Annotated in this window: 19 protein-coding genes; 18 read left to right on the forward strand and 1 reads right to left on the reverse strand. The window is 69.1% G+C overall.

Going from position 1 to position 23732, the window contains the following annotated elements; all coding sequences use genetic code 11:
• Positions 1-202 precede the first annotated feature (202 nt).
• The 12 genes from ED92_RS35980 to ED92_RS36035 all read left to right on the forward strand — a co-directional run bounded on the left by ED92_RS35980 (position 203) and on the right by ED92_RS36035 (position 14501).
• Positions 203-1378: a cytochrome P450 gene (locus ED92_RS35980; RefSeq protein ID WP_037346391.1), complete on the forward strand. Its 1176-nt coding sequence runs from the start codon at positions 203-205 to the stop codon at positions 1376-1378.
• 22 nt (positions 1379-1400) lie between these two features.
• Positions 1401-2558 (forward strand): cytochrome P450, encoded by a 1158-nt coding sequence (locus ED92_RS35985; RefSeq protein ID WP_037346393.1) that lies wholly within the window; start codon positions 1401-1403, stop codon positions 2556-2558.
• Positions 2548-3744 carry a cytochrome P450 gene (locus ED92_RS35990; protein ID WP_037346395.1) on the forward strand — a complete coding sequence of 399 codons (1197 nt, stop codon included), beginning with the start codon at positions 2548-2550 and terminating at the stop codon, positions 3742-3744. Before ED92_RS35985 ends, ED92_RS35990 begins: the two co-directional genes overlap by 11 nt.
• A 115-nt stretch (positions 3745-3859) precedes the next feature.
• Positions 3860-5101 (forward strand): cytochrome P450, encoded by a 1242-nt coding sequence (locus tag ED92_RS35995; protein ID WP_037346397.1) that lies wholly within the window; start codon positions 3860-3862, stop codon positions 5099-5101.
• A 12-nt stretch (positions 5102-5113) separates the two neighbouring features.
• The gene (locus ED92_RS36000; protein WP_037346399.1) at positions 5114-6271 is read left to right on the forward strand and encodes a glycosyltransferase; all 1158 of its coding nucleotides are present in this window, start codon (positions 5114-5116) and stop codon (positions 6269-6271) included.
• 22 nt (positions 6272-6293) lie between these two features.
• A complete protein-coding gene (locus ED92_RS36005) occupies positions 6294-7511 on the forward strand; it encodes a glycosyltransferase (RefSeq protein WP_037346401.1) in 1218 nt (405 codons plus the stop codon).
• Between the two features lie 16 nt (positions 7512-7527).
• A complete protein-coding gene (locus ED92_RS36010; RefSeq protein ID WP_037346404.1) occupies positions 7528-8742 on the forward strand; it encodes a glycosyltransferase in 1215 nt (404 codons plus the stop codon).
• Positions 8743-8767: 25 nt separating this feature from the next.
• Positions 8768-9580, forward strand: a complete 813-nt coding sequence (locus tag ED92_RS36015) for a class I SAM-dependent methyltransferase (protein WP_037346407.1) — start codon at positions 8768-8770, stop codon at positions 9578-9580.
• A 19-nt stretch (positions 9581-9599) separates the two neighbouring features.
• Positions 9600-10724, forward strand: a complete 1125-nt coding sequence (locus ED92_RS36020; protein ID WP_037346410.1) for a glycosyltransferase — start codon at positions 9600-9602, stop codon at positions 10722-10724.
• A 32-nt stretch (positions 10725-10756) separates the two neighbouring features.
• Positions 10757-11566 (forward strand): PIG-L deacetylase family protein, encoded by an 810-nt coding sequence (locus ED92_RS36025; RefSeq protein WP_037346970.1) that lies wholly within the window; start codon positions 10757-10759, stop codon positions 11564-11566.
• 13 nt (positions 11567-11579) lie between these two features.
• Entirely contained in the window at positions 11580-13397 is a 1818-nt protein-coding gene (locus ED92_RS36030; protein ID WP_037346412.1) for a glycosyltransferase family 39 protein, read from the forward strand.
• Positions 13398-13460: 63 nt separating this feature from the next.
• Positions 13461-14501: a methyltransferase gene (locus ED92_RS36035; protein WP_037346414.1), complete on the forward strand. Its 1041-nt coding sequence runs from the start codon at positions 13461-13463 to the stop codon at positions 14499-14501.
• A 297-nt stretch (positions 14502-14798) separates the two neighbouring features.
• Here ED92_RS36035 and ED92_RS36040 read toward each other — a convergent pair whose 3' ends face one another.
• A complete protein-coding gene (locus ED92_RS36040) occupies positions 14799-16085 on the reverse strand; it encodes a PLP-dependent aminotransferase family protein (RefSeq protein ID WP_037346416.1) in 1287 nt (428 codons plus the stop codon).
• Positions 16086-16251: 166 nt separating this feature from the next.
• Between ED92_RS36040 and ED92_RS36045 the strand changes: the two genes are divergently transcribed.
• From ED92_RS36045 to ED92_RS36070, 6 genes are all read left to right on the forward strand, one after another.
• Positions 16252-17082, forward strand: coding sequence for an alpha/beta fold hydrolase (locus ED92_RS36045; RefSeq protein WP_037346418.1), 831 nt, complete (start codon positions 16252-16254; stop codon positions 17080-17082).
• A complete protein-coding gene (locus ED92_RS36050) occupies positions 17079-18812 on the forward strand; it encodes an amino acid adenylation domain-containing protein (protein ID WP_037346419.1) in 1734 nt (577 codons plus the stop codon). The genes ED92_RS36045 and ED92_RS36050 overlap by 4 nt, the downstream gene beginning before the upstream one ends.
• Before the next feature lie 14 nt (positions 18813-18826).
• Positions 18827-20017, forward strand: coding sequence for a cytochrome P450 (locus ED92_RS36055; RefSeq protein WP_037346423.1), 1191 nt, complete (start codon positions 18827-18829; stop codon positions 20015-20017).
• A gap of 110 nt (positions 20018-20127) precedes the next feature.
• Entirely contained in the window at positions 20128-21180 is a 1053-nt protein-coding gene (gene hppD / locus ED92_RS36060) for a 4-hydroxyphenylpyruvate dioxygenase (protein ID WP_037346426.1), read from the forward strand.
• Positions 21177-22250, forward strand: a complete 1074-nt coding sequence (locus tag ED92_RS36065; protein WP_037346428.1) for an alpha-hydroxy acid oxidase — start codon at positions 21177-21179, stop codon at positions 22248-22250. The genes hppD and ED92_RS36065 overlap by 4 nt, the downstream gene beginning before the upstream one ends.
• Positions 22251-22321: 71 nt before the next feature.
• Positions 22322-23731: an NDP-hexose 2,3-dehydratase family protein gene (locus ED92_RS36070; protein WP_037346430.1), complete on the forward strand. Its 1410-nt coding sequence runs from the start codon at positions 22322-22324 to the stop codon at positions 23729-23731.
• Position 23732: the final 1 nt, after the last annotated feature.

Genomic DNA, 23732 nt, shown 5'->3' on the forward strand with positions numbered 1-23732 from the left:
GCCGCCCCGATCAGGCCCCGACGGCGAGGTTGTGAAAGCCACTTTCGCAACCTTCAACGTTGCGAAAGTGGCTTTCGCAACACGCCTTCCGGAACGAGGCACCGCCCCCGATCCGGACGGTTGGACGAACTCGACGCTCGTCCGGCCGACCGGGAACATCCCTATCCGCGCGCGACGGCCGGTTGAGGCGAAAGGAACTGCCGTGTTCGAGGAGCTCAACGTCGTCAAGGGCCTGGAAATCCACCGGAGGAACCGATTCGACCCGGGGGCCGAACTCCTTTCCCTGATGGCCGAAGGCCCCATCTCCGCCTTGGGCACCGAGGAAGACGGTGAACGGCGGACGGCATGGCTCGCCACTGGATACGACGAGGTCCGCCAGGTCCTCAGCTCGGACAAGTTCAGCGCGCGGCTGATCTACGGCGGGACCGCGGCCGGGATCGCCTGGCCCGGTTTCCTCACCCACTACGACCCGCCGGACCACACGCGCCTGCGCCGCCTGGTCACCCCGCCGTTCGCCATCCGGCGGATGCAGGGGTTCCGGCCGGAAGTCCGGCAGATCGTCGAAGACACCTTGGACACCATCGAGGACATGGGCGGGCCGGCTGACTTCGTCCCACATTTCGGCTGGGCCATCGCCACGACGGCGACCTGCGATTTCCTCGGCATCCCGCGCGACGATCAGGCCGATCTGTCGCGCACCCTGCACGCCAGCCGGACCGAGCGGACGGACAAACGGCGCAACGCGGCGGGCAACAAGTACATGCAGTACATGAACAAGGCCGTCGCCCGGGTCCGCCGTGATCCCGGCGACGACCTGTTCGGTGTCGTGGTGCGCGAACACGGTGACGAGATCACCGACGCGGAACTGGCCGGGGTGGCCGCGTTCATCATGGGCGCGGGCGGCGACCAGGTGGCCCGGTTCCTCGCGGCGGGCGCGTTGCTGATGGTCGATTTCCCGGAGCAGTTCGACATCCTGCGGGAACGGCCGGACACCATCCCGGACTGGCTGGAGGAGCTGAACCGGTACCTGACGACCGACGAGAAGCTCCACCCGCGCATCGCCAAGGAGGACGTCACGATCGGCGGCCGCCTCGTCAAGGCCGGCGACACCGTCACGTGCTCCCTGCTGGGCGCCAACCGCGCGAACTTCCCGGCACCGGAAGACGAATTCGACATCACGCGGGAGAAGTCGCCGCACGTCTCGTTCGGCCACGGGATCCACCACTGCCTCGGCAGGCCGCTGGCGGAGATGGTGTTCCGGGAGGCGATTCCCGCGCTGGCGAGGCGTTTCCCCAAGCTCAGGCTCGCCGAGCCCGAGCGCAAGCTCAAATTCGGCCCGCCCCCGTTCGACGTGGAAGCCCTGCTGCTCGACTGGTAGCGCCGGAAACCTGAGGAGAATCATGGTAGTTCCCTTGCCGCATCAGCGGATCCGGCTCGATCCGGCGCCGGAGCTCTCCGCGTTGCAAAAAGAAGGTCCCCTGCACCGGTACGACACGGAAACGGGGCTGAACGGCCGCAGGCAATGGTTGGTCACCGGATACGACGAGGTCCGCGAGATCCTCGCCGACGCCACCCGGTTCAGCTCGATGCGGCCGGTCGACGACGAGGCGGACCGGGCCCATCTGCCGGGCATCCTGCAGGCCTACGACCCGCCCGACCACACCCGCCTGCGTGGCACGGTGGCCGGGGCGTTCAGCGTCCGCCGGATCGAGCGGTTGCGGCCCCGGGTGGAGGAGATCATCGAAGAGGGCCTGGACGACTTGGAGAGCATGGGCTCGCCGATCGACTTCGTCCGGTACGCGGGCTGGCCCATGCCGGCGCTCATCGCGTGCGAGTTCCTCGGTGTCCCGCGCGACGATCAGGCCGATCTGTCGCGGATGATCCGTGACAGCCGGGAAAGCCGCATCCCCAAGCAGCGGGCCCAGTCGAGCCTCGGTGTCGTCAACTACTGCGAAAAGCTCGCGGCCCGCGAACGCCGTGATCCCGGTGACGAGCTGATCGGGTTCATCGCGCGGGAGCACGGCGACAAGGTCAGCGACGAGGAACTGTCGGGGCTCGCCGAAGCGATCCTGATCGTGGCCGTCGAGCAGATGGCCGCCCAGCTGGCCATGGCGGTGCTCCTGTTCGCGACGAACCCGGCCCAGCTGTCGCTGCTGCGCGAACGGCCGGAACTCGTGGACAGCGCGACCGAGGAGGTCTTGCGCTTCCCGACGATCGTCGAGGCGCCTTCGCCGCGGACGGCGCTCGTCGACCTGAACATCGCGGGATACGAGATCCACGCCGGTGACGTGCTGACCTGCTCGATGCTGGCGGTCAACCGCACACTCGGCGACAAATTCGACATCACGCGGGAGAACAGCCCGGGGCATCTCGCCTTCGGGCACGGCATCCACCACTGTGTCGGCGCTCCGCTGGCCAGGCTCGAACTGCGGGTCGCGCTGCCGATCCTGGCGCGGCGGTTCCCCGGCCTGCGCCTGGCGGTGCCGGAGGAGGAGCTGCGGTTCGTGGCGGGCAAACCCGCGCCGTTCAACATCGAGGAGCTCCCCGTTGAGTGGTGAGGACACGCGTCCGCTGCACATTCGCAGACAGGACCTCGATCCGGCCGACGAACTGCGTGCCGCCGGACCGCTGTCGAAGGTCACGGTGGGCACCGGCGCGGACGCCGAGACCATCTGGATGGCCGCGGGACATTCCGTCGTGCGCCAGGTTTTGGGCGACCACAAGCGCTTCAGCACCCGGCGCCGGTGGCACGCGCAGGACGAGGTCGGCGGGGAAGGCATCTTCCGGCCGCAGGAACTGGTCGGCAACCTGATGGACTACGACCCGCCCGAGCACACCCGGATGCGGCAGAAGCTGACGCCGGGGTTCACGCTGCGCAAGATGCGGCGCATGGAGCCGTACATCGAGCAGATCGTGTCCGAACGGCTCGATGCCATGGAGGACGAGGGTTCTCCCGCCGACGTGATCGAACTCGTCGCCGACGAGGTGCCGGGAGCCGTGCTGTGCGAACTGATCGGGGTGCCCCGTGACGACCGCGCCATGTTCCTCAAGCTGTGCCACGGACATCTCGACGCCTCACTGAGCCAGCGGAGACGAGCGGCCGCGGGCGAGGCGTTCTCCCGCTACCTGCTGGCGATGATCGCCAGGAACCGCGAGGAACCCGGCGAGGGACTGATCGGGGCCGTCGTCGCCGAACACGGTGACGAGGCCACCGACGAGGAGCTGAGAGGCTTCTGCGTTCAGGTGATGCTGGCCGGTGACGACAACATCTCCGGCATGATCGGCCTCGGCGTGCTGGCGTTGCTGCGGCATCCCGAACAGCTCGCCGCGGTGCGGGGCGACGGGCAGGCGGCGGACCGGGCGGTCGACGAGCTGATCCGGTATCTCACCGTGCCGTACGCCCCGACCCCCCGGACGGCGATGGAGGACGTCGCCATCGGGGACGAGGTGATCAAGGAAGGCGAGACCGTTCTGTGCTCGCTCCCCATGGCGAACCGCGATCCCGCGCTGGTGCCGGATCCGGACCGGCTCGATCTGACCCGCGAGCCCGTGCCGCATGTGGCGTTCGGGCACGGGATCCACCACTGTCTCGGCGCTTCGCTGGCGCGGCTCGAACTGCGCACGGTCTTCACGTCGCTGTGGCGGCGTTTTCCCGGCCTGAGGCTCGCGGATCCAGAGAAGGACACCATGTTCCGCCTCACCACACCGGCTTACGGGCTCACGAGCCTGATGGTCGAGTGGTGAGTACGCACCGTCGTCCATGACGGCGCTGGACGTCCCGCCCGATCGCGGATGAAGATTGCGGCGCGGCCCCGGGCCGGACCGCGATTCCTGGTCTATGAAGGAGCTTCCACTCGGTATGGAGCACGCAATCGACGAGGTCGCGCCGGCCGTGGAGCCGACCGCGAACTACATGATGAGGACGCACTGCGACCCGCACGAGGACATGTTCACGTTGCGGGAGAAGGGCCCCTTGGTCCGGATTCTCGGTGACGCGTCCACGCAGCTCGGCAAGGGCTATGTCTGGCAGGCACTCGGGTACGACGTCGTGCGCAAGATCCTGGGCGATCACGAGAACTTCACGACGCGCCCCCGGCTGACCGAGGCCGAGGCCGAGCGGACGACCAACGGCGAAGACGTCCCGATGGCGCCGCAGTTCGTCGGGCAGATCTCGACCTACGACCCGCCCGAGCACACGCGGCTGCGCCGGATGCTGACGCCGGAGTTCACCGTCCGGCGGATCCGGCGGCTGGAACCGGCGATCCAGGAACTCATCGACGAACGTCTCGACGAGGTCGAGGCCGAAGGCAAACCCGCTGACGTACAAGGACTTTTCGCGGATCCGGTGGGTGGCGGTGTCCTTTGTGAACTCCTCGGCATCCCGCGCGACGACCGGAACGAGTTCATCCGCCGCATCCGGCGCAACGTCGACCTCAGCCGCGGATTCAAGGCGAGGGCGGCCGACAGCGCGGCGTTCAACCAGTATCTGCTCGGTCTCATCACCCGCCAGCGCAAGGATCCCGACGACGGTTTCCTCGGCATGCTGGTGCGCGAACACGGGGACAACGTCACCGACGACGAGCTGAAGGGCCTGTGCACGGCGCTGCTCCTCGGCGGTGTCGAGACCGTCGCGGGAATGCTGGGCTTCGGGGTGCTCGCGCTCCTGGACAACCCTGAACAAAAGCAGTTGCTCTTCGAAGGCCGCGAGCAGGCGGACCGGGTCGTCAACGAACTGCTGCGCTATCTCTCGCCGGTGCAGCAGCCGAATCCGCGGATGGCGCTCCGGGACGTCGTCGTCGGCGGACAGCTGATCAAGGCGGGGGATTACGTCCTCTGCTCGATCCTGATGGCCAACCGCGACGAAGCGCTGACGCCGAACCCGAACGTTCTCGACGCGCGGCGCCCGCCGGTTTCCGACGTCGGCTTCGGGCACGGCATCCATTACTGCATCGGCGCCGCGATCGCGCGGTCGGTGCTGCGGATGGCTTATCAGTCGCTGTGGCAGCGATTCCCCGGGCTGCGCCTGGCGGTGTCCAACGACGAGGTCAAGCTCCGGAACGCGTTCATCGACTGCCCGGATCAGTTGCCGGTCACCTGGTAGAGGGGAAGCGCAATGCGCGTGTTGTTGTGGGCGTGTGGATCACGCGGCGACGTCGAACCGCTGGTCGCGTTGGCGGCACGGCTGAAGGAATCCGGCGCGGAAGTGCGGGTGTGCGCGCCGCCGGACAGCGCGGAACGGCTGGCCGAGCTCGACGTGCCGCTGGTGCCCGTCGCCCGGCCGGACCGCGGGATGAACGACGGCGAGGGACGGGACCCCGAGCTCGCGGCCGCCGGGATCGCCGATCAGTTCGACCAGATGCCCGCCGTCGCCGAAGGCTGCGACGTCGTGGTGGCGACCGGTCTGCTGTCCGGCGCCGTCGCGGTGCGGTCGGTGGCCGAGAAGCTCGGAATCCCTTACCACTACGTCGCTTTGTGCCCGATCCACCTCCCGAGCCACCTCGAAGCACCGCAGCGGGAGATGTACAACCAGGGCGCCGACGGCCTGTTCGGCGACGCGCTCAACGCCAAACGTGCCGAGATCGGCCTGGCGCCGGTGAAGAACCTCTTCGACTACTGCTCCACCGAAAAGCCTTTGCTGGCGGCGGATCCGATCCTCGCGCCGCTGGAGCCGCGGCACGAAGCCGTGCAGACCGGCGCGTGGATCCTGCCCGACGAGCGGCCGCTTCCCGCGGATCTGGAGGCGTTCCTCGCCGCCGGAGCGCCGCCGGTGTACGTCGGTTTCGGCAGTTCGTCCGGCACCGCCGACGCGGCGAAGGTGGCCATCGAGGCCATCCGCGCGAAGGGCCACCGTGTGATCCTTTCCCGCGGCTGGGCCGGTTTGGACCTGCCCGAGGACGAGGCCGACTGCTTCGCCGTCGACGAGGTGAACCTGCAGGAGCTGTTCCGCCGGGTCGCCGTCTCCATCCATCACGACGGCACCGGCACGACCCATATCGCCACCCGGGCGGGCTCCCCGCAGATCATCGTGCGGTCGATCGTCGGCCAGCAGTACTACTCCGACCGGGTCGCCGAGCTGGGGATCGGGGTCGCCCTGGAGGGGCCGGCGCCGAGCTTCGAGGCCATGTCCGCCGCGCTCACCACGGCATTGGATCCCGAGACCAGGGCCAAAGCGATCGAGGTCGCCGACACCATCCGCGCCGATGGGACCACGGTGGCCGTGGACCTGTTGCGCGACGCGGTCAGCCGCGAAAAGCCGTCGGTTCCCGCCTGAAACGAAGAGATCGGGGAATTACGTGAAGCGCGTGTTGCTGGCGACGTCCGGAAGCCGCGGAGACGTCGAACCGCTGGTGGCGTTGGCGGTACGGCTGCGGGAGGCGGGGGCCGAGGTGCGGATGGCCGCGCCGCCGGACTCCTCCGAGCGGCTGGCCGAGGTCGGTGTTCCGCTGGTGCCGGTCGGGCAGTCGACCCGCACGGCGATCAAGGACGCGAAACCGCCGTCGCCCGAGGACGGGCCGCGGCTTTCGGCCGAGGCGATGGCCGTCCAGTTCGCCGAGGTCCCGGCCGCCGCCGAGGGCTGTGACGTCGTGGTGACGACCGGGATGCTGGCCACCGCGGTCGCCGTCCGGTCGGTGGCCGAGAAGTTGGGCATCCCTTACTACTACGGGTTCTACTGCCCGCGCTTCATCCCGTCGCCGCACTACGCGCCGCCGCCTCCGCTGGGCGAGCCGCCCGCGCCGGAGGGGGCCGACAACCGCGCGTTGTGGGAGCGCAACAGCCGCAGCGCCCTCAGGCGGTTCGGCGAGCCGCTCAACGCCCAGCGGGCCGCGATCGGCCTGCCGCCGGTCGAGGACGTCTTCGGCTACGGCTTCACCGATCACCCGCTGCTCGCGGCCGACGCGTCGCTCGCCCCGCTCCAGCCGACGGATCTCGACGTCGTCCAGACCGGTGCTTGGACACTGCCCGACGTGCGGCCGCTTTCCGCGGAGCTGGAGGAGTTCCTCGCCGCGGGTCCGCCGCCGGTTTATGTCGGTTTCGGCAGCATGCGCGCCCCCGAGGAGGCCGCCAAGGTCGCCGTCGAGGCGGTGCGCGCCCGCGGACACCGCGTGATCCTTTCCCGTGGCTGGGCCGATCTGGCGCTGATCGACGACCGGAGCGACTGCTTCGCCGCGGGGGAGGGAAACCAGCAGCTGCTGTTCGGCCGGGTCGCCGCGGCCGTCCATCACGGTGGCGCCGGGACGACGACCACGGCCACCCGGGCGGGTGTTCCCCAGGTCGTGGTCCCGCAGATCGCGGACCAGCCGTACTTCGCCGGCCGGGTGGCCGAACTGGGCATCGGCGTGGCGCACGACGGCCCGACGCCGACCTTCGAGTCCCTGTCCGCCGCGCTCGAGACGGCGCTCGCCCCGGAGGTCCGGGAGCGGGCGGCGGCCGTGGCGGGCACGGTCCGCACCGACGGGGCCGCCGTGGCCGCGAAATTCCTCCTCGACGCGGTCGACCGCGTTTCCGTCTGAACTCAAGGGATACGAAATGCGTGTGTTGTTGTCGACGACCGGACTCCGCGGCGACGTAGAGCCGGTGGTCGCGCTGGCGGTGCGGTTGCGGGAACTCGGCACCGAGGTGCGGGTGTGCGCGCCGCCGGACACCGTGGAGCGGCTGACCGAGTTCGGCATCGAGGTCGTCCCGGTCGGGCAGTCGTTGCGCGCCATGATGCGGGGGATGGCGGAAGGCCCGGAACCGAGGCGTCCCGCCGACGAGCTCGCCGAGCAGTTCGACGCGGTCCCGGCGGCCGCCGAGGGCTGTGACGTGGTGCTGGCGACCGGTGTCCTCTCCGCCGCCATCGCCGTGCGGTCGGTGGCGGAAAGCCTCGGCATTCCGTACTTCTACGCCGCCTACTGCCCGATCTACCTGCCGTCGCCGTACTACCCGCCGCCGCTGTCGCGGGGGGACGGACGGCCGCCGGAGGAGGCGATGGACGACAACCGGGCGCTGTGGGACTTCTACACCGACGTCTTCTCCCAGCGCTACGCGGACGCGCTCAACGGCCGTCGCGCGGCGCTCGGCCTGGCACCGGTGGGGAATCTCGTCGAATACGGTTTCACCGAGCAACCCTGGATGGCGGCGGATCCGGTCCTGGCCCCGCCTCGGCCGGAACTCGGCGCCGTCCAGACCGGCGCCTGGATCCTGCCGGACGAGCGGCCGCTTCCCGCGGACCTGGAAGCGTTCCTCACCGCCGGAGCGCCGCCGGTCTATGTCGGTTTCGGCAGCACGCCCGAGATCGCGGACACGGTGAAGCTGGCCGTCGAGGCGATCCGGGCGCAGGGGCACCGGGTGGTGCTCTCCCGAGGTTGGGCGGACATGGCGCTTCCCGACGACGGAGCCGACTGTTTCGCCGTCGGTGAGGTGAATCTGCAGGCGCTCTTCGGCCACGTCGCCGCCGTCGTCCACCACGCCGGCGGGGGTACGACGACCGTGGCCGCGCGGGCGGGCGTCCCCCAGGTCGTGCTGCCGCAGATCACCGATCAGCCGTATTTCGCCGAGCAGGTGGCCGCGTTGGGCATCGGTGTGGCGTTCGAGGAGTTCGGCCCGGCCCCGACCTTCGACTCGCTGTCCGCCGCGCTCGCCACCGCGCTCTCCCCGGAGACCCGGGCCCGGGCGAAGGCCGTCGCGGGCACGCTCCGCGGCGACGGGACGACCGTGGCCGCGGAGCGCCTGCGCGCCGCCGTCGGCCGCGTTTCCGTTTGACCATCAACCGACCAGGGTGAGGAACATGTCCGATCTGGCTGCAGCACCGCACGAGAACCGGCAGATGGCGCAGTGGTTCGGCGCCGACGCCGAACGGTACGACCGTGCCCGGCCCACCTATCCCGAGGCACTGGTCGACCGGATCGTCTCGTTGAGCCCCGGCAAGAACTTCGTGGACGTCGGCTGCGGGACCGGTCTCTCGTCCCGCCCGTTCCAGGCGGCGGGCTGCACGGTGCTCGGTGTCGAACCGGACGCGCGGATGGCGGAGGTCGCCCGCAGGCGTGGGCTCGACGTCGAGGTCGCCAAGTTCGAGGACTGGGACCCGGCGGGCCGCACCTTCGACGCGGTCACCTCGGGGACCGCGTGGCACTGGGTCGACCCGTTCGCGGGCGCGGCCAAGGTGGCGGACGTACTCGTTCCCCAGGGGCTGATCGCGTTGTTCGACAACGGGTTCGAACTCCCGGAAGCCGTCATGACGGCGCAGGGGGAGGCGTACCGGCACGCGATGCCGGACGTGAAGTTCGAGCCACCGTCCAAAAAGGAGGAAGACGTCGAAGAGTACGTCGAGCAGATCTACGCCAAGCAGTACGTGAAGGCGGCCGAAGGCATCCTCCGCACCGGCGCGTTCACTCAGCCGGAGGAACTGCGCTTCGAGTGGTCGCGTGTCTGCACCCGGGACGAATGGCTCGACCAGATCCCGACCCAGGGCGGGCTCAACCACCTCGCGGAAGACGCGCGTGCCCGGTTCCTGGCGTACCTCGGCTCGGCGATCGACGAGATCGGCGGCTCGTTCACCATCAACTACGCCACAGTCGGCATCGCCGCGGTCCGGCGCTGAAGCATCCAGGGGATACGAAATGCGCGTGCTGTTTTGGTCGTACGGAACCCGCGGCGAGATCGAACCGCTGGTGGCACTGGCACTCCGGTTGCGCGAGCAGGGCGACGAGGTGCGGATGTGCGCCCCGCCGGACTACACCGCGCGGCTGGCCGAGGCCGGCGTGCCGCACGTCGTCGTCGGCAAGCCGGTGCTCGAAGAGGCGGGCGCGCTGGGCGGACCGCCCGAATCGCCCGAGGCCGCGATCGCGGGGATCGCCGAGCAGTTCGAGAAGATCCCGGCGGCCGCCGAGGGCTGTGACGCGGTGGTGGCGACCGGGCTGCTGTCGGGCGCGATCGGTGTCCGTTCGGTGGCCGAGAAACTGGGCATCCCGTACTTCTACGTCGTGCCTTCGCCGGTGCTCGTGCCGTCGCCCGAACACCGGGAGATGTACAACAACGGCGCCGACGGCATGTTCGGCGGCGCGCTGAACGAACTGCGCGCCGCGATCGGCCTCCCGCCGGTGAAGAACCTGTACGACTTCAGCAGCACCGACAATCCCTTCCTGGCGGCGGATCCCGTCCTGGCCCCGGCTGAGGGCGGTGTCCGGACCGGTGCGTGGATCCACCCCGACGATCGGCCGCTTTCGGCGGAACTGGAAGCTTTTCTCGCCGCGGGCGAGGCGCCGGTGTACGTCGGCTTCGGTTGCTCGCCCGCTCCCGCCGACATCGCCAAGGTGGCCGTCGAGGCGATCCGCGCGCAGGGCCGCCGGGTCGTGCTTTCCACCGGCTGGGCCGCTTTGACGCTGCCCGACGGAGGCGCCGACTGCCTGGCCGTCGGTGAGGAGAACCTGCAGGCGCTGTTCGGCAGGGTCGCCGCGGCCGTCCATCACGGCGGCACCGGGACGACACATGTGGCGGCTCTGGCAGGCGTTCCGCAGATCGTGGTCCCGCAGATCGCGGATCATCCGCATTTCGCCGCCAAGGTGGCCGAGCTGGGCATCGGCGTGGCGCACGACGGCCCGAACCCGACGGTCGATTCATTGTCCGCCGCGCTCGTCACCGCGCTGGCGCCGGAAACCCGCGCCCGCGCGAAGGCCGTCGCCGGCACGATCCGCACCGACGGCACGACGGTTGCCGCACAGGCGCTGTCCAGGCTCGTCGGTTGAAGCGCGACAAGGCGGTGACCAAAATCAGCACCATGTCCCCACGCCGGCTGCTGGCGATTTCCCCGCATTTGGACGACGCGGTCCTTTCCCTCGGCGCGAGTCTCGCCCGAGCGGCGGGGGACGGCGCGGAGGTGCTCGTCAACACGGTCTTCGCCGGAACGGCGCCCCCTCCGTATTCCGCGGCGGCGGAACGTATGCACGCGGTCTGGGGGCTTTCCCCGGAGGACGACGCGCCCCTCCATCGCCGGAACGAGGACATCGCCGCGCTCGCCCGTCTCGGGCTGGCGTACCGGCACGGCCGGTTTCTCGACTCCATCTACCGGAGGCTGCCGGACGGCCGATGGCTCACGGATCACGTGGAGGGCGGGCAAAAGCTCGCGGTGGCCCAGGATTCACCGGGCGATGACGGTCTCGTCGCCGAGATCGAGGACGACATCGAGGCGATCGTCGCCGAATTCGAGCCGACGCTGATCGTCACGTGCGCGGCCGTCGTCGACCATCCCGACAACCTGGCCACCCGTGACGCCGCGTTGTCCGCCGCGCGTGCGCTGAACGTTCCGATACGGCTGTGGGAAGACCTCCCGTATTCGATGTTCACTCCGGGAAAGATCGAATTGCCACCCGGTTTCCACCTCGGGGATTCCGAATTCCTTCCCGCGACAGCGGAGAATTGGAAACGGAAGAACGAAGCCGTCGAGTGCTATTCTTCCCAGCTGACGATGCTCAATGGCCGGAACAAGAATCTCTTCGCGAGGCTGGACGAGCACGCGCGGAAGAACTCACCGCGGGGCGGATTCGGCGAAACCATCTGGCCCGTTCTCGTCGACGAAGACAACGGTTAAGCGAGGTACCGGAGTGTCCGCAACGCTCACTCATCTGCCGTCACCATCATCGGACGCCGCCCCCGAGGGCGTGCGCGGCCGCTGGGCGTTCTGGCGTTCGCCCGCCGATCAGCCGCCGTGGGCGCGTCCGGCGCTGCTGGGCATCGCGTTCGTCGCGCTGGTGCTCTACGCCTGGAACCTGCCGAGGGTCGACTTCGCGCCGCTGTACTCGGACACGGCCAAGAGCATGTCCGAGAGCTGGAAGGCGTTCTTCTACGGAACCGTCGACCCGGGGGCCACGTACACGCTCGACAAACTCGCCGGATCGTTCGCGCCGCAGGCCATCTCGGCCAAGATCTTCGGCTATCACGAATGGTCGCTCGCGCTACCGCAGGTGATCGAGGGCGTGATCTCGGTGCTGGTGATGTACCGGGTCGTGCGGCGCTGGGCGGGAGTGGTGCCCGGCCTGCTCGCCGCCGGCGTCTTCACCCTCACCCCGGTCCTCGCGTCGATGTTCGGGCACAGCATGCAGGACGGCCTGCTCACGATGTGCCTGGTCCTCGCCGTCGACGCCTACCAGCGCGCCGTGCTCGAGGCGCGGCTGAAGTGGCTGGTGCTGGCGGGTGTCTGGGTCGGGATCGGCTTCCAGGCGAAGATGGTGCAGGCGTGGATGATCCTGCCCGCGCTGGCCATCGGCTATCTGCTCACCGCCCCGGTCGAGCTGCGCCGCCGGGTGACGCATCTGGGGATCGCCGGTGTGGTGACGCTGGCGGTGTCGCTGTCGTGGATCGCGCTCTACACCTTCACCCCGGACAGCGCGCGGCCGCATGTCAGCGGCACCACGAACAACAGCGCGTTCGCCATGGTGTTCGGCTACAACGGTCTCGGCCGCATCGGTGTCCACCTGCCCGGCGCCGAAGACCCCAACGGCCGCGGCGGCCTGCCGTCGCTCGGCCCGGGCGGCCCCGGCGGCGGACCCGGCGACTTCCCCGGTGGCCCTGGTGGTCCTGGTGGCCCCGAGGGCGGTCCTGGTGACGGCCCCGGTGGCGGCCCCGGCGGGCCGGAAGGCGGCCCCGGGGATCCGCAAGGCCCCGGTGGTGGCCAGGGTCTCGACGAGAACGGGAACTTCGGGACCAAGCACCAAGACGAACAGAACGGGAACCTCGGCCCGAAGGCCGACGGCGACCAGCCGCCCGGTCCGGGTGGTCCGCAGCCGGATCAGTCCAAAGTGGAGACACGAGCGGATCCGATGGGGGCGACCAAACTCCTCGACGGTCACCTCGGTGTCGCGATCGCCTGGCTGTTCCCGCTCGCCCTGCTGTCGCTGCTGTGCGGGCTCTGGTGGTGGCGCCGCGCCGAGCGCACCGACCCGGTGCGCGGCGGACTGGTGATGTGGGGCGTCTGGCTGGTGACCTTCCTCTTCGTCTTCAGCGCGAGCGACGTCGCACACACCGCGTACGTCGCCTCACTCGCTCCCGCGATCGCGGCCCTTTCCGGGCTCGGCATCGTGACCTTCTGGCGGGCGTACCGCAACGGCGGCAGGCAGGGCTGGATCCTGCCGGTCGCGATCGCCGCGGAACTGGCCTGGGGCGCCTGGCTGTGGTCCCATTACCCGAACTTCCTGCCGTGGGCGAAATGGGGCACGCTCGTGCTCGGCGTCGCCGCCCTCGTCGTGCTGATCCTGGCGCGAGTGCGGGAAAACGCGTCGAAATCCCTGGTCACGGCGGCGCTCGTGCTCGGGGTCGTGGCGATGATCGCCGCGCCCGCCACCTATGCCTTCTCCGTACTCCATCCCGATTACTCCGGCAGCTCTTTCGACGCCAATGCCGGACCGGCGTCCGGCTCCTTCTGAGGCGGGCCGGTGTCGTTCTCAACGTCTGCGGAAGTCTCCGCCGGCCGGAAAGGAAATCTGCAGATGCAGGAATCGCTCGACTCCACCGAGGTCCACCGTCGTTTCCAGCTGATCGCCAACGGCCCCGCGCTGTTCAACGCGGTGGTGTCCGGCATCGAGTTGGACATCTTCGACTTCCTGGAAGAGCGCGGCGGTGCCGACGCCGCGGCGCTCGGTGAGTTCACCGGCCTGGAACCGCACAAGGTCCGCGTGCTGATGCTCGCGCTGACCACCTCGGGCCTGATCGAGAAGCGGGGCGTCGACTATGTGAACCACCCGGTCGCGACCGAACTGCTCGCCACGACCGGGCCGGAGAGCTGGCAGCACATCCTGCTCAGCTGGAAGACCATCTACTACCCGGCGTTCGCGCGGATGACCTCCGCGCTGCGCGCCGGCACCAACGAGGCCCTCGACGCCCTCGAGGGCCCGGGTGACACGCTGTACGCGCGGCTCGGCAACGACCCGGAGAAGGCGCGGATCTTCTACACGGCGATGTCGGCGTTCTCGCTGCAGACGATGCCGGGGCTGCTGGAGCACATCGACGTGAAGTCGTCGCGGCATCTGCTCGACGTCGGCGGCGGTGACGGCACCACGGCGGCGGCCCTGCTGAAGGCCAACCCCGGCCTCAAGGCCACCCTGCTCGACCTGGCCAGCAGCGTGGCGCTCGCCGAACAGCGGGTGCCCGCCGAGGTCACCGACCGGCTCACCCTGCACCCGGCCGACCTGCTGACGGACCCGTTCCCCGGCGGCACCGACCACGCCTTGTTCAGTCACGTCCTCGACACCTTCACGGCCGAGCAGTGCGTGATGTTGCTGGCGAAGGCGTACGAGGTGCTGCCGTCCGGCGGGAAGATCTCGATCTACGGGTTCGCGGCCGCGGACGACGAGACCGGCGGCCCGCTTTCGGCGCGGCTTTCGTTGTACCTCAACATTCTCGCCACCGGGCGGGGGATGGCCTGGCCGCAGGCCGAGGCTTCGGCGTGGCTCAAGTCGGTCGGATGCGTCGATGTGCGCTCGGTCGAGCTGCCGTTCGAGCACGCGCTGGTGACCGGTACGAAGCCCTGACCGACGGCGGTTGGTGTCGCGAAAGCCACTTTCGGGACGTCAGACGTCGCGAAAGTGGCTTTCGCGACATGCCTCATTTCGCTGGAGGTTCATGAAGGCCCCCTTCATTGCGCTAGACGCAGTGAAGGGGGCCTTCACGTACTTCCGAGAGGCCGGTCGCGGGTGCGGGAAGGGTTGCGAAAGCCACTTTCGCAACCTTAAACGTTGCGAAAGTGGCTTTCGCATCACCCACCCGCACCCGGCGCACGAAAAAGCCCCCATCCTCACCCAAGGATGGGGGCTCTTCGCGTGAAACGCTCAGGCAAGCCGCGGCTTGATCAACGCCGCGAGCCGCGCGACGCCCTCTTCGATCAGTTCCGGCGTGAGCAGGCTGATCGACAGCCGGAGCTGGTGGAATCCGCCCTTGCCGCCGTAGAAGTGGTGCATCGGGGTGAACAGCACGCCGTGCTCGCGGGCGGCGGTTTCGAGCAGTTCGTCGTCGACGACGAACGGAACCGTGACGGTGACGAAGAAACCACCCGTCGGCGTGTTCCAGCTGACGCCCTCGCACGAGCCGAGCCCGCGCTCCAGCGCATCGAGCGTCAGCCGCAGGTTCCGTTGGTAGATGGCGATTTCCCGCGCGTTGGCCTTGGTGAGGCTGAAGTCGTTGAGCAGGAGTTTCCCGGCGATCACGGCTTGGGCGATGGGCGAGGTGTTCACCGTGAGCATGCCCTTGAGCTTCGAAAGCTGGTCGGCGAACAGGCCGCCATCGGCCATCCGCTGGTCGGCCACCGCGAAACCGACCCGGGCGCCGGGCATGCCGGTCTTGGCGAAGGAACCGAGGTAGACCACGGATCCCGACCGGTCGAGGGATTTCAGAGAGGGCAGCCGCTCGGAGCCGAACAGGCCGTACGCGTTGTCCTCCAGGAGCAGGATTCCGTGGGACTCGGCGACGTCGAGGAGCCGGTGGCGCGATGCCACGTCCATGCTGGTGCCGGTGGGGTTGGCGAAGTTGGGGGTCACGTAGCAGGCGCGCACCCGCTTGCCCTGCTCGTCGGCGCGTTTCAGCTGGAGGACGAGGTCGTCCGGATCGATGCCGTTCTCGTTCGACCGCACCGGCCACACGGGGGTGTCGGTGAGCAGCGCCGCCCCGGTCAGGCCGACGTAGGTGGGGGCGGGGGCGAGCAGCACGTCGCGCTCGCCCGCCCGCAGCGTGCGCAGGACCAGGAACATCGCCTCCTGCGCGCCCACCGTGACGACCACGGATTCCGGGGCGGCGTCGATGTTCTCGTCTTCGGCGAGGTTCCTGGCGATGAGATCGGCGATGACGCCCTTGGTGGTGCCGTATTGGAAGAGCGTGCGGGTCACCACGGCCTCGTCCATTTTCCGGTCGCGCCGGAGATGGTCGCAATAGGCGTCGAGGTAGGTGTGAATGAGTCGTATGTCGAAGAACTCTTCATACGGCCGGCCTGCCGCCATGGAAATGGCCACAGGGTATTCGTCGATCAGTTCGTTCAGCAGGTTCATCGACGAGATGGCCGGATCGGTGAGCGATCCGTGCAGCGTTTCCACGTTCAAGTGAGTGGACAGACCGTTTGAATCCATGAATACTAGGATTTCCACCGGCCGCCGGAGTGTCAAGAAGAGGCGGTGGACGCCCCATTTCCCGGGAATTGTCCATCACCGGTGCTCTCGGACACCGGATCTCCGAAGGTACGGTCGGATTCGCGCCACGTCTCGGCGCAGCAGCCCTTTTCCCTCAAGGAGCATCATGCTGATGACAACCGAGAACGGGATCCGGTTGTCCTACAACGATTGTGGCGACGGTCCGCCGGTCCTTCTGCTGACCGGCACCGGTGCGCCGAGTTCGGTGTGGGACCTGCATCAGGTGCCCGCGCTCCGCGCCGCCGGTTTCCGGGTGATCACGATGGACAATCGCGGGATCCCGCCGAGCGACGACGGCGCGGACGGATTCACCATCGAAGACCTCGTCGCGGATGTGGCCGCACTGATCGACTATCTGGACGCGGTGCCGTGCCGGATCGTCGGCACGTCGATGGGTTCCTATATCGCGCAAGAGGTCGCGCTCGCCCATCCGGAACTGCTGGAATCGGTCGTGCTGATGGCCGCCTGCGGCAAGAGCAGTCTCGTCCAACGCGAGCTCGCCGAGGGTGAGGCGAAGCTGATCGAGCAGGGCATCGAGCTGCCGCCGGGTTTCCTCGCCGCGGTCCGCGCCATGCACAACCTGGGGCCCGCGACCCTCGCCGACGACGATCTCACCGGAGACTGGCTCGATCTGTTCGCGGCGGCGGGCTCCTGGGGGCCGGGTGTCCGGTCGCAGTTGCTGCTGAGCGCGTTGCCGGATCGCCTCGCCTTCTACCAGGAGATCAAGGTGCCCTGTCACGTCGTCTCGTTCGAGCACGACCTCGTGGCGCCACCGGCGGCCGGGCTGGAGCTGGCTTCCGCGATCCCCGGCGCGACCTACCGCACGATTCCCGAGTGCGGGCATTTCGGCTATCTGGAGAACCCGGAAGCGGTGAACCGCGAGCTGATCCGGTTCCTCCGCACCGAATCGCGCGAGACACTGGGAGAGACCGTATGACCGTCCTTTCGGCGGCCACGACCCCCGCCCTGTTCGAGGCGACCGCAGCCGTGCTGCCGGATCGTCCCGCGGTGGCGATGGACAGCACCACCCTCACCTACGCCGAGCTGAACGGCGAGGCCAACCGGCTCGCCCGGCGGCTCGTCGCGCACGGCGTCGGCCCGGAGCGGCTCGTCGCGTTGGCGATGCCGAGGTCGATCGAGTTCGTCATCGCGATTCTGGCCGTGCACAAGGCGGGCGCGGCATACGTGCCGGTCGATCCGGACTATCCGGAGGAACGCAAGCGGCAGATGCTGGACGACGCGGCGGCACACTGCCTCTTGTGCCTGCCGGGGCAGGACGTGACCGGCGCCCCCGTCATCCTGAGCGTGGCGCGGGAGCCTGGCCGGGAAGAGCCGAACCTGGGCGATGAGGACCGGATCGGCCCACTGCGTCCCGACCACCCCGCGTACGTCATCTACACCTCGGGTTCGACGGGCCGTCCGAAGGGCGTGCTGGTCACGCACCGCGGGATCCCGAACCTGGCCGACGACTACGTGCGCCGTCAGGAACTGGGGCCCGGCAGCAGGTTGCTGGCCTTCGCCTCGCCCAGTTTCGACGCCGCGGTCGCCGAGTTCTGGCCGATCTGGCAGGCGGGCGGCTGTCTCGTCCTGGCTTCCGCACCGGATCTGGTGCCCGGCGAGCCGCTGTCCCGGCTGGTGCGCGACCAGCGGATCACCCATGTCACGTTGCCGCCGTCGGCGCTGGCGCCGCTGGAGGAGGCGGGCGGCCTGCCCGCCGGGCTGACCCTCCTGGTCGCCGGCGAGGCGTGCCCGGCCCCGGTCGCGAAACGCTGGGCCGTGGACCGCGTGATGATCAACGCTTACGGTCCGACCGAGACCACGGTGGCGGTCACCGCGAGCGAGCCGCTGACCGGGGAGGAGACGCCGCCGATCGGCAGGCCGATCACCGGTGTCCGTACCTATGTCCTGGACGACCGGCTGCGTCCCGTCGAGGACGGCGACGTCGGCGAGCTGTACGCGGTCGGCCCCGGACTCGCCCGCGGCTACCTCCGAAGAGCGGCCGCGACCGCGGAAAGGTTCCTGCCGGATCCCTTCGGCGGCCCGGGCGGACGCATGTACCGCACCGGCGACCGGGTGCGGACGCGTCCGGACGGTCAGTACGTCTTCGTCGGCCGGGTCGACGACCAGCTGAAGGTGCGCGGCCACCGGATCGAACCGGGCGAGGTCGAAGCCGCCCTGCTGGCGGTGGACGGCGTGGCCCAGGCGGTGGTGACCGAGCACGAGAACAGGCTCGTCGCCTATGTGGTCGGTGCCGGTGGCGAACGCGTGCCCACCGAAAAACTCCTGACACCGCTTCGAGAACAGCTGCCTGGATATCTGGTGCCCGACGTGGTCGTCGGTCTGCCCAGCCTGCCGGTCTCGCCCAACGGCAAGATCGACCGGGTCGCCCTGCCCACTCCCGAAGAGGAGCATGCCGGACGCGCGGCCGGACGGGCGCCGCTCACCCCCACGGAGATCATCCTCGCCGAGCTGTTCGCCGAAGTGCTCGGCGTCAGCACCGTCGGGGTGGAGGACAGCTTCTTCGAGATCGGCGGCCATTCGCTGCTCGCGACCCGGCTCGTGAGCCGCGTCCGCGAACGCTTGAAGATCCGGCTGAGGGTGCAGGCGTTCTTCGACGCCCCGACAGTGGCTCAGCTCGCCAAGGTGCTCGACGGCGCACACACCTGACCTGGAGACCATTCATGCAGACGACGACAGCCGTCGACCTCGGCGATCCCGACCTGTACACGACCTTGGCCCGGCACGAGCGGTGGCGCGAGTACGCGGCGGAAGACGCGATGGTGTGGAGCGGGCCGGGCAGCTCGCCCAGCGGGTTCTGGTCCGTGTTCTCGCATCAGGCGTGCGCGGCGGTGCTCGCGCCGTCGGCCCCGTTCACCTCCGAGTACGGGATGATGATCGGCTTCGACCGCGATCATCCCGACAACTCGGGCGGGCAGATGATGGTGGTCTCCGAACAGGACCAGCACCGGAAACTGCGCAAACTGGTGGGGCCGCTGCTTTCGCGGGCGGCGGCGCGGAAACTGTCGGAACGGGTGCGGACCGAGGTGACCGGCGTCCTCGACCGGGTGCTCGACGCCGAGGTGTGCGACGTGGCCGCGGCGATCGGCCCGCGGATCCCCGCCGCCGTCGTCTGCGAAATCCTCGGTGTGCCCGCCGAAGACCAGGACATGCTCATCGACCTGACGAACCACGCGTTCGGCGGTGAGGACGCACTGTTCGACGGGATGACCCCGCGTCAGGCGCACACCGAAATCCTCGTCTACTTCGACGAGCTGATCACCGCTCGCCGGGCGCGTCCCGGCGAGGACCTCGTCAGCACCCTGCTTTCCGACGACGAGCTCTCGATCGACGACGTCCTGCTCAACTGCGACAACGTGCTGATCGGCGGCAACGAGACCACGCGGCACGCGATCACCGGCGCGGTGCACGCTTTCGCCACCGTGCCGGGACTTCTGGCCCGGGTGCGGGACGGGGACGCCGACGTCGACACCGTCGTGGACGAGGTCTTGCGCTGGACTTCGCCCGCGATGCACGTGTTGCGGGTGACGACCGGCGAGGTCACGATCAACGGCCGCGACCTCGAAGCCGGCACACCGGTGGTCGCGTGGCTTCCCGCGGCGAACCGGGATCCCGCCGTGTTCGACGATCCGGACACGTTCCGGCCGGGGCGGAAACCCAACCGGCACATCGCTTTCGGGCACGGCATGCATCACTGCCTCGGGTCCGCGCTCGCGCGGATCGAGCTGGCGGTGGTGCTGCGGGAGGTGGCCGAACGGGTGTCGCGGGTGGAGCTGGTGAAGGACCCGTCCTGGTTGCGGGCGGTCGTCGTGCAGGGATACCGGGAACTCCCGGTGCGGTTCACCGGTCGCTGACCCGACGTCCGTCCGATGTGGACGGAAGTGTCAAGCGGACACCATTGATGCGGAAATGGCTTCGCGCCATCCTGTGATCGAGGATTACATCTATTCCACGGAGGAATGTCTTGTCTTCTCACGAAAACACGCAGAATTTCGAGATCGACTATGTGGAAATGTATGTGGCCAACCTCGAGGTGGCCGCGTCCGGCTGGCTGGACAAGTACGACTTCTCCGTCACGGCCACCGACCGGTCGGCCGACCACCGGAGCGTGACGCTGCGGCACAGCGCGATCGCGCTGGTGCTGACCGAGCCGCTGTCGGACCGCCACCCCGGGGCCACCTACCTGCAGACCCACGGTGACGGAGTGGCCGACATCGCGCTGCGCACCCCCGACGTGGCCGCCGCCTTCGAGGCCGCGGTGAAGGCGGGCGCGCAACCCCTCCGCGAGCCGGAGAAGGGCGCGGACTCGGTCCTCACGGCCACCGTCAGCGGTTTCGGCGATGTCGTGCACACCCTGATCCAGAGCGACGGCGCCGAGGAGGCCCCGCGCGGCAAGGGCGGCGTGGAGCTGGGCGTGATCGACCACTTCGCAGTCTGCCTGAACGCCGGCGACCTCGGCCCCACGGTGGCGTTCTACGAGCGCGCGCTCGGTTTCAAGCAGATCTTCGAAGAGCACATCGTGGTCGGCGCGCAGGCGATGAACTCGACCGTCGTGCAGAGCACGTCGGGCGCGGTCACGCTCACCCTGATCGAGCCGGACAAGACCGCCGACCCCGGCCAGATCGACGACTTCATCAAGGAGCACCACGGATCCGGTGTCCAGCACATCGCCTTCACCAGCCCGGACGCGGTCCGCGCGGTCAAGGAGCTTTCCGCGCGCGGCGTGGAATTCCTGAAGACCCCGGACGCCTACTACGACCTGCTCGGCGAGCGGATCGAGCTGGAGACGCACTCGCTGGACGACCTGCGCGAGACGAAGCTGCTGGCCGACGAGGACCACGGCGGCCAGCTGTTCCAGATCTTCACCGCCTCCACGCACCCGCGTAAGACGATCTTCTTCGAGATCATCGAGCGGCAGGGCGCCGGAACCTTCGGCAGCTCCAACATCAAGGCCCTGTACGAAGCCGTGGAGCTGGAGCGCACCGGACAGAGCAAGCTCGGCCCCGCCCGGCGATGACCCACCTCTGCCTGGACGACCTCGAACGTGCCGCACGGGCGGCGCTGCCCGGTGAGATCTGGGACTTCCTCGCCGGGGGCAGCGGCGCCGAGGCGTCGCTGGCGGCCAATCGCACCGCGCTGGAGCGGATCTTCGTGATCCCCCGGATGCTGCGCGACCTGACCGGCGGCACCCCCGAGGCCGAGGTTCTCGGCCGGCGCGCTTCGCTCCCTGTGGCGGTCGCGCCGGTCGCGTACCAGCGGTTGTTCCATCCCGAAGGCGAGCTCGCGGCGGCTCGGGCGGCGCGTGACGCCGGGGTGCCGTACACCATCTGCACCCTGAGCAGTGTCGGCCTGGAGGAGATCGCGGCCGTCGGCGGACGGACGTGGTTCCAGCTTTACTGGCTGCGCGACGAAAAACGGTCACTGGAGCTCGTGCGCCGGGCGGAGGACGCCGGCTGCGAGGCGATCGTGTTCACCGTCGACGTGCCGTGGATGGGACGGCGGTTGCGGGACATGCGGAACGGTTTCGCGTTGCCGGAATCGGTGACGGCGGCCAACTTCGACGCCGGTGCGGCCGCGCATCGCCGTGCCGAAGGGCTTTCCGCCGTCGCCGACCACACCGCGCGCGAATTCGCCCCGGCCACTTGGGAATCCGTCGAGGCGGTCCGTGCGCATACGAACCTTCCGGTGGTGCTCAAGGGGATCCTCGCGGTCGAGGACGCGGTGCGCGCCGTCGACGCGGGGGCCACCGGGATCGTGGTGTCCAACCACGGAGGCCGTCAGTTGGACGGTGCCGTTCCGGGGATCGCGATGCTGGAGGAGATCGCGGACGCCGTCTCCGGCGGCTGCGAGGTGTTGCTGGACGGCGGGATCCGGAACGGCGGTGACGTGCTCAAGGCGCTCGCTCTCGGCGCGTCGGGGGTACTGATCGGTCGGCCCTTCATGTGGGGGCTGGCCGCGGACGGCCAGGCGGGCGCCCGTCAGGTGCTCGACCTGCTCGCCGTCGAACTCCGGAACGCACTGGGCCTGGCGGGCTGCGACTCGGTGAGCGCGGCCCGCCGGTTGAGCACTCGGTACAGCGGGTCGTGAGTGGCGATTCGGGTTAGAACCCGAATCGCCACTCACGACCCACCCGACCCACGCGAAAGGTGAGGTCCCAGATGCTGGCCCCTTTTCCACCCGCGACGGTGCGTCCTCGTGCCGATCGCGACCACGCCGACCGCATCGCCCGGTCGGCGGCGACGACCGACGGCGTGCACATGCGGACCGAGGACGTCCGCGCCTGGATCGCCGAACGCCGTGAGGCCAACGTCTTCCACGTCGAACGCATCCCCTTCGCCGACCTCGACCAGTGGTGGTTCGAGGACGTGACCGGGAATCTCGTGCACAGCAGCGGCCGGTTCTTCGCCATCGAGGGCCTGCACGTGGTCGAGGCCGACGGCCCCCACGGCGACGGGCCGTACCGCGAATGGCGGCAGCCGGTCATCAAACAGCCCGAGGTGGGCATCCTCGGCATCCTGGCCAAGGAGTTCGACGGTGTCCTGCATTTCCTCATGCAGGCCAAGATGGAGCCGGGGAACCCGAACCTCGTGCAGCTCTCGCCGACCGTGCAGGCCACCCGCAGCAACTACACCAAGGCGCACGGCGGCACGAACGTCAAACTGATCGAGTACTTCGCCCCGCCCGATCCGGAGGGGATCATCGTCGACGTCCTCCAGGCCGAACAGGGCTCGTGGTTCTTCCGCAAGTCCAATCGCAACATGATCGTCGAGACCGTCGACGACGTGCCGATGTGGGACGACTTCTGCTGGCTCACCCTCGGCCAGATCGCGGAGCTGATGCACGAGGACGAGACGATCAACATGAACGCCAGAAGCGTGCTGTCGTGTCTTCCTTACCACGACAGGACTTCCGGCGCGCTGCTCTCCGACGTACAGCTCCTGTCGTGGTTCACCAACGAGCGTTCGCGCCATGACGTCCGCGCGCGGCGCATCCCGCTCACGGACGTCGACGGCTGGAAACAGGGCGTCGAAGCGATCGAGCACGAGGACGGCCGGTACTTCAAGGTCCTCGCGGTCGCGGTCAAGGGCAGCAACCGAGAGAAGATCAGCTGGACCCAGCCGCTGCTGGAATCCGTCGGCACCGGGGTCGTCGCGTTCCTCGTGCGCGAGATCGACGGCGTGCCGCACGTCCTGGTGCACGCCCGTGCCGACGGCGGTTTCCTGGACACCGTCGAGCTGGCCCCGACCGTCCAGTGCACGCCCCACAACTACGCGCACCTGCCGCCGGAGAGCCGCCCGCCCTTCCTCGACTTCGTCCTCGACGCGCCGCGCTCGCGGATCCGGTACGAGGCGGTACATTCCGAGGAGGGCGGTCGTTTCCTCAACGTCAGGGCCCGCTATCTCGCGATCGAGGCGGACGACACGATCGTGGCCCCGCCCGGCTACGCCTGGGTCACGCCCGCCCAGCTCACCGCGCTCACCCGGCACGGGCATTACGTCAACGTCGAAGCCCGCACCCTGCTCGCCTGTATCAACGCCGCGGCGGCGCAGCCGCGAGGAAAGGCATGAC

Source organism: Amycolatopsis sp. MJM2582, from assembly GCF_000754115.1.
GTDB classification, from domain to species: domain Bacteria; phylum Actinomycetota; class Actinomycetes; order Mycobacteriales; family Pseudonocardiaceae; genus Amycolatopsis; species Amycolatopsis japonica.

What these genes read in the sequence shown, in the direction of transcription:
- ED92_RS35985 (WP_037346393.1), top strand. Translation starts at nt 1,401, where the DNA reads ATGGTAGTTCCCTTGCCGCATCAGCGGATCCGGCTCGATCCGGCGCCG.
- ED92_RS36050 (WP_037346419.1), top strand. Translation starts at nt 17,079, where the DNA reads ATGACCGTCCTTTCGGCGGCCACGACCCCCGCCCTGTTCGAGGCGACC.
- ED92_RS36035 (WP_037346414.1), top strand. Translation starts at nt 13,461, where the DNA reads ATGCAGGAATCGCTCGACTCCACCGAGGTCCACCGTCGTTTCCAGCTG.
- ED92_RS36065 (WP_037346428.1), top strand. Translation starts at nt 21,177, where the DNA reads ATGACCCACCTCTGCCTGGACGACCTCGAACGTGCCGCACGGGCGGCG.
- ED92_RS36015 (WP_037346407.1), top strand. Translation starts at nt 8,768, where the DNA reads ATGTCCGATCTGGCTGCAGCACCGCACGAGAACCGGCAGATGGCGCAG.
- ED92_RS36020 (WP_037346410.1), top strand. Translation starts at nt 9,600, where the DNA reads ATGCGCGTGCTGTTTTGGTCGTACGGAACCCGCGGCGAGATCGAACCG.
- ED92_RS36070 (WP_037346430.1), top strand. Translation starts at nt 22,322, where the DNA reads ATGCTGGCCCCTTTTCCACCCGCGACGGTGCGTCCTCGTGCCGATCGC.
- ED92_RS36055 (WP_037346423.1), top strand. Translation starts at nt 18,827, where the DNA reads ATGCAGACGACGACAGCCGTCGACCTCGGCGATCCCGACCTGTACACG.
- ED92_RS36010 (WP_037346404.1), top strand. Translation starts at nt 7,528, where the DNA reads ATGCGTGTGTTGTTGTCGACGACCGGACTCCGCGGCGACGTAGAGCCG.
- ED92_RS36000 (WP_037346399.1), top strand. Translation starts at nt 5,114, where the DNA reads ATGCGCGTGTTGTTGTGGGCGTGTGGATCACGCGGCGACGTCGAACCG.
- ED92_RS36025 (WP_037346970.1), top strand. Translation starts at nt 10,757, where the DNA reads ATGTCCCCACGCCGGCTGCTGGCGATTTCCCCGCATTTGGACGACGCG.
- ED92_RS35995 (WP_037346397.1), top strand. Translation starts at nt 3,860, where the DNA reads ATGGAGCACGCAATCGACGAGGTCGCGCCGGCCGTGGAGCCGACCGCG.
- ED92_RS36040 (WP_037346416.1), bottom strand. Translation starts at nt 16,085, where the DNA reads ATGGATTCAAACGGTCTGTCCACTCACTTGAACGTGGAAACGCTGCAC.
- ED92_RS36045 (WP_037346418.1), top strand. Translation starts at nt 16,252, where the DNA reads ATGCTGATGACAACCGAGAACGGGATCCGGTTGTCCTACAACGATTGT.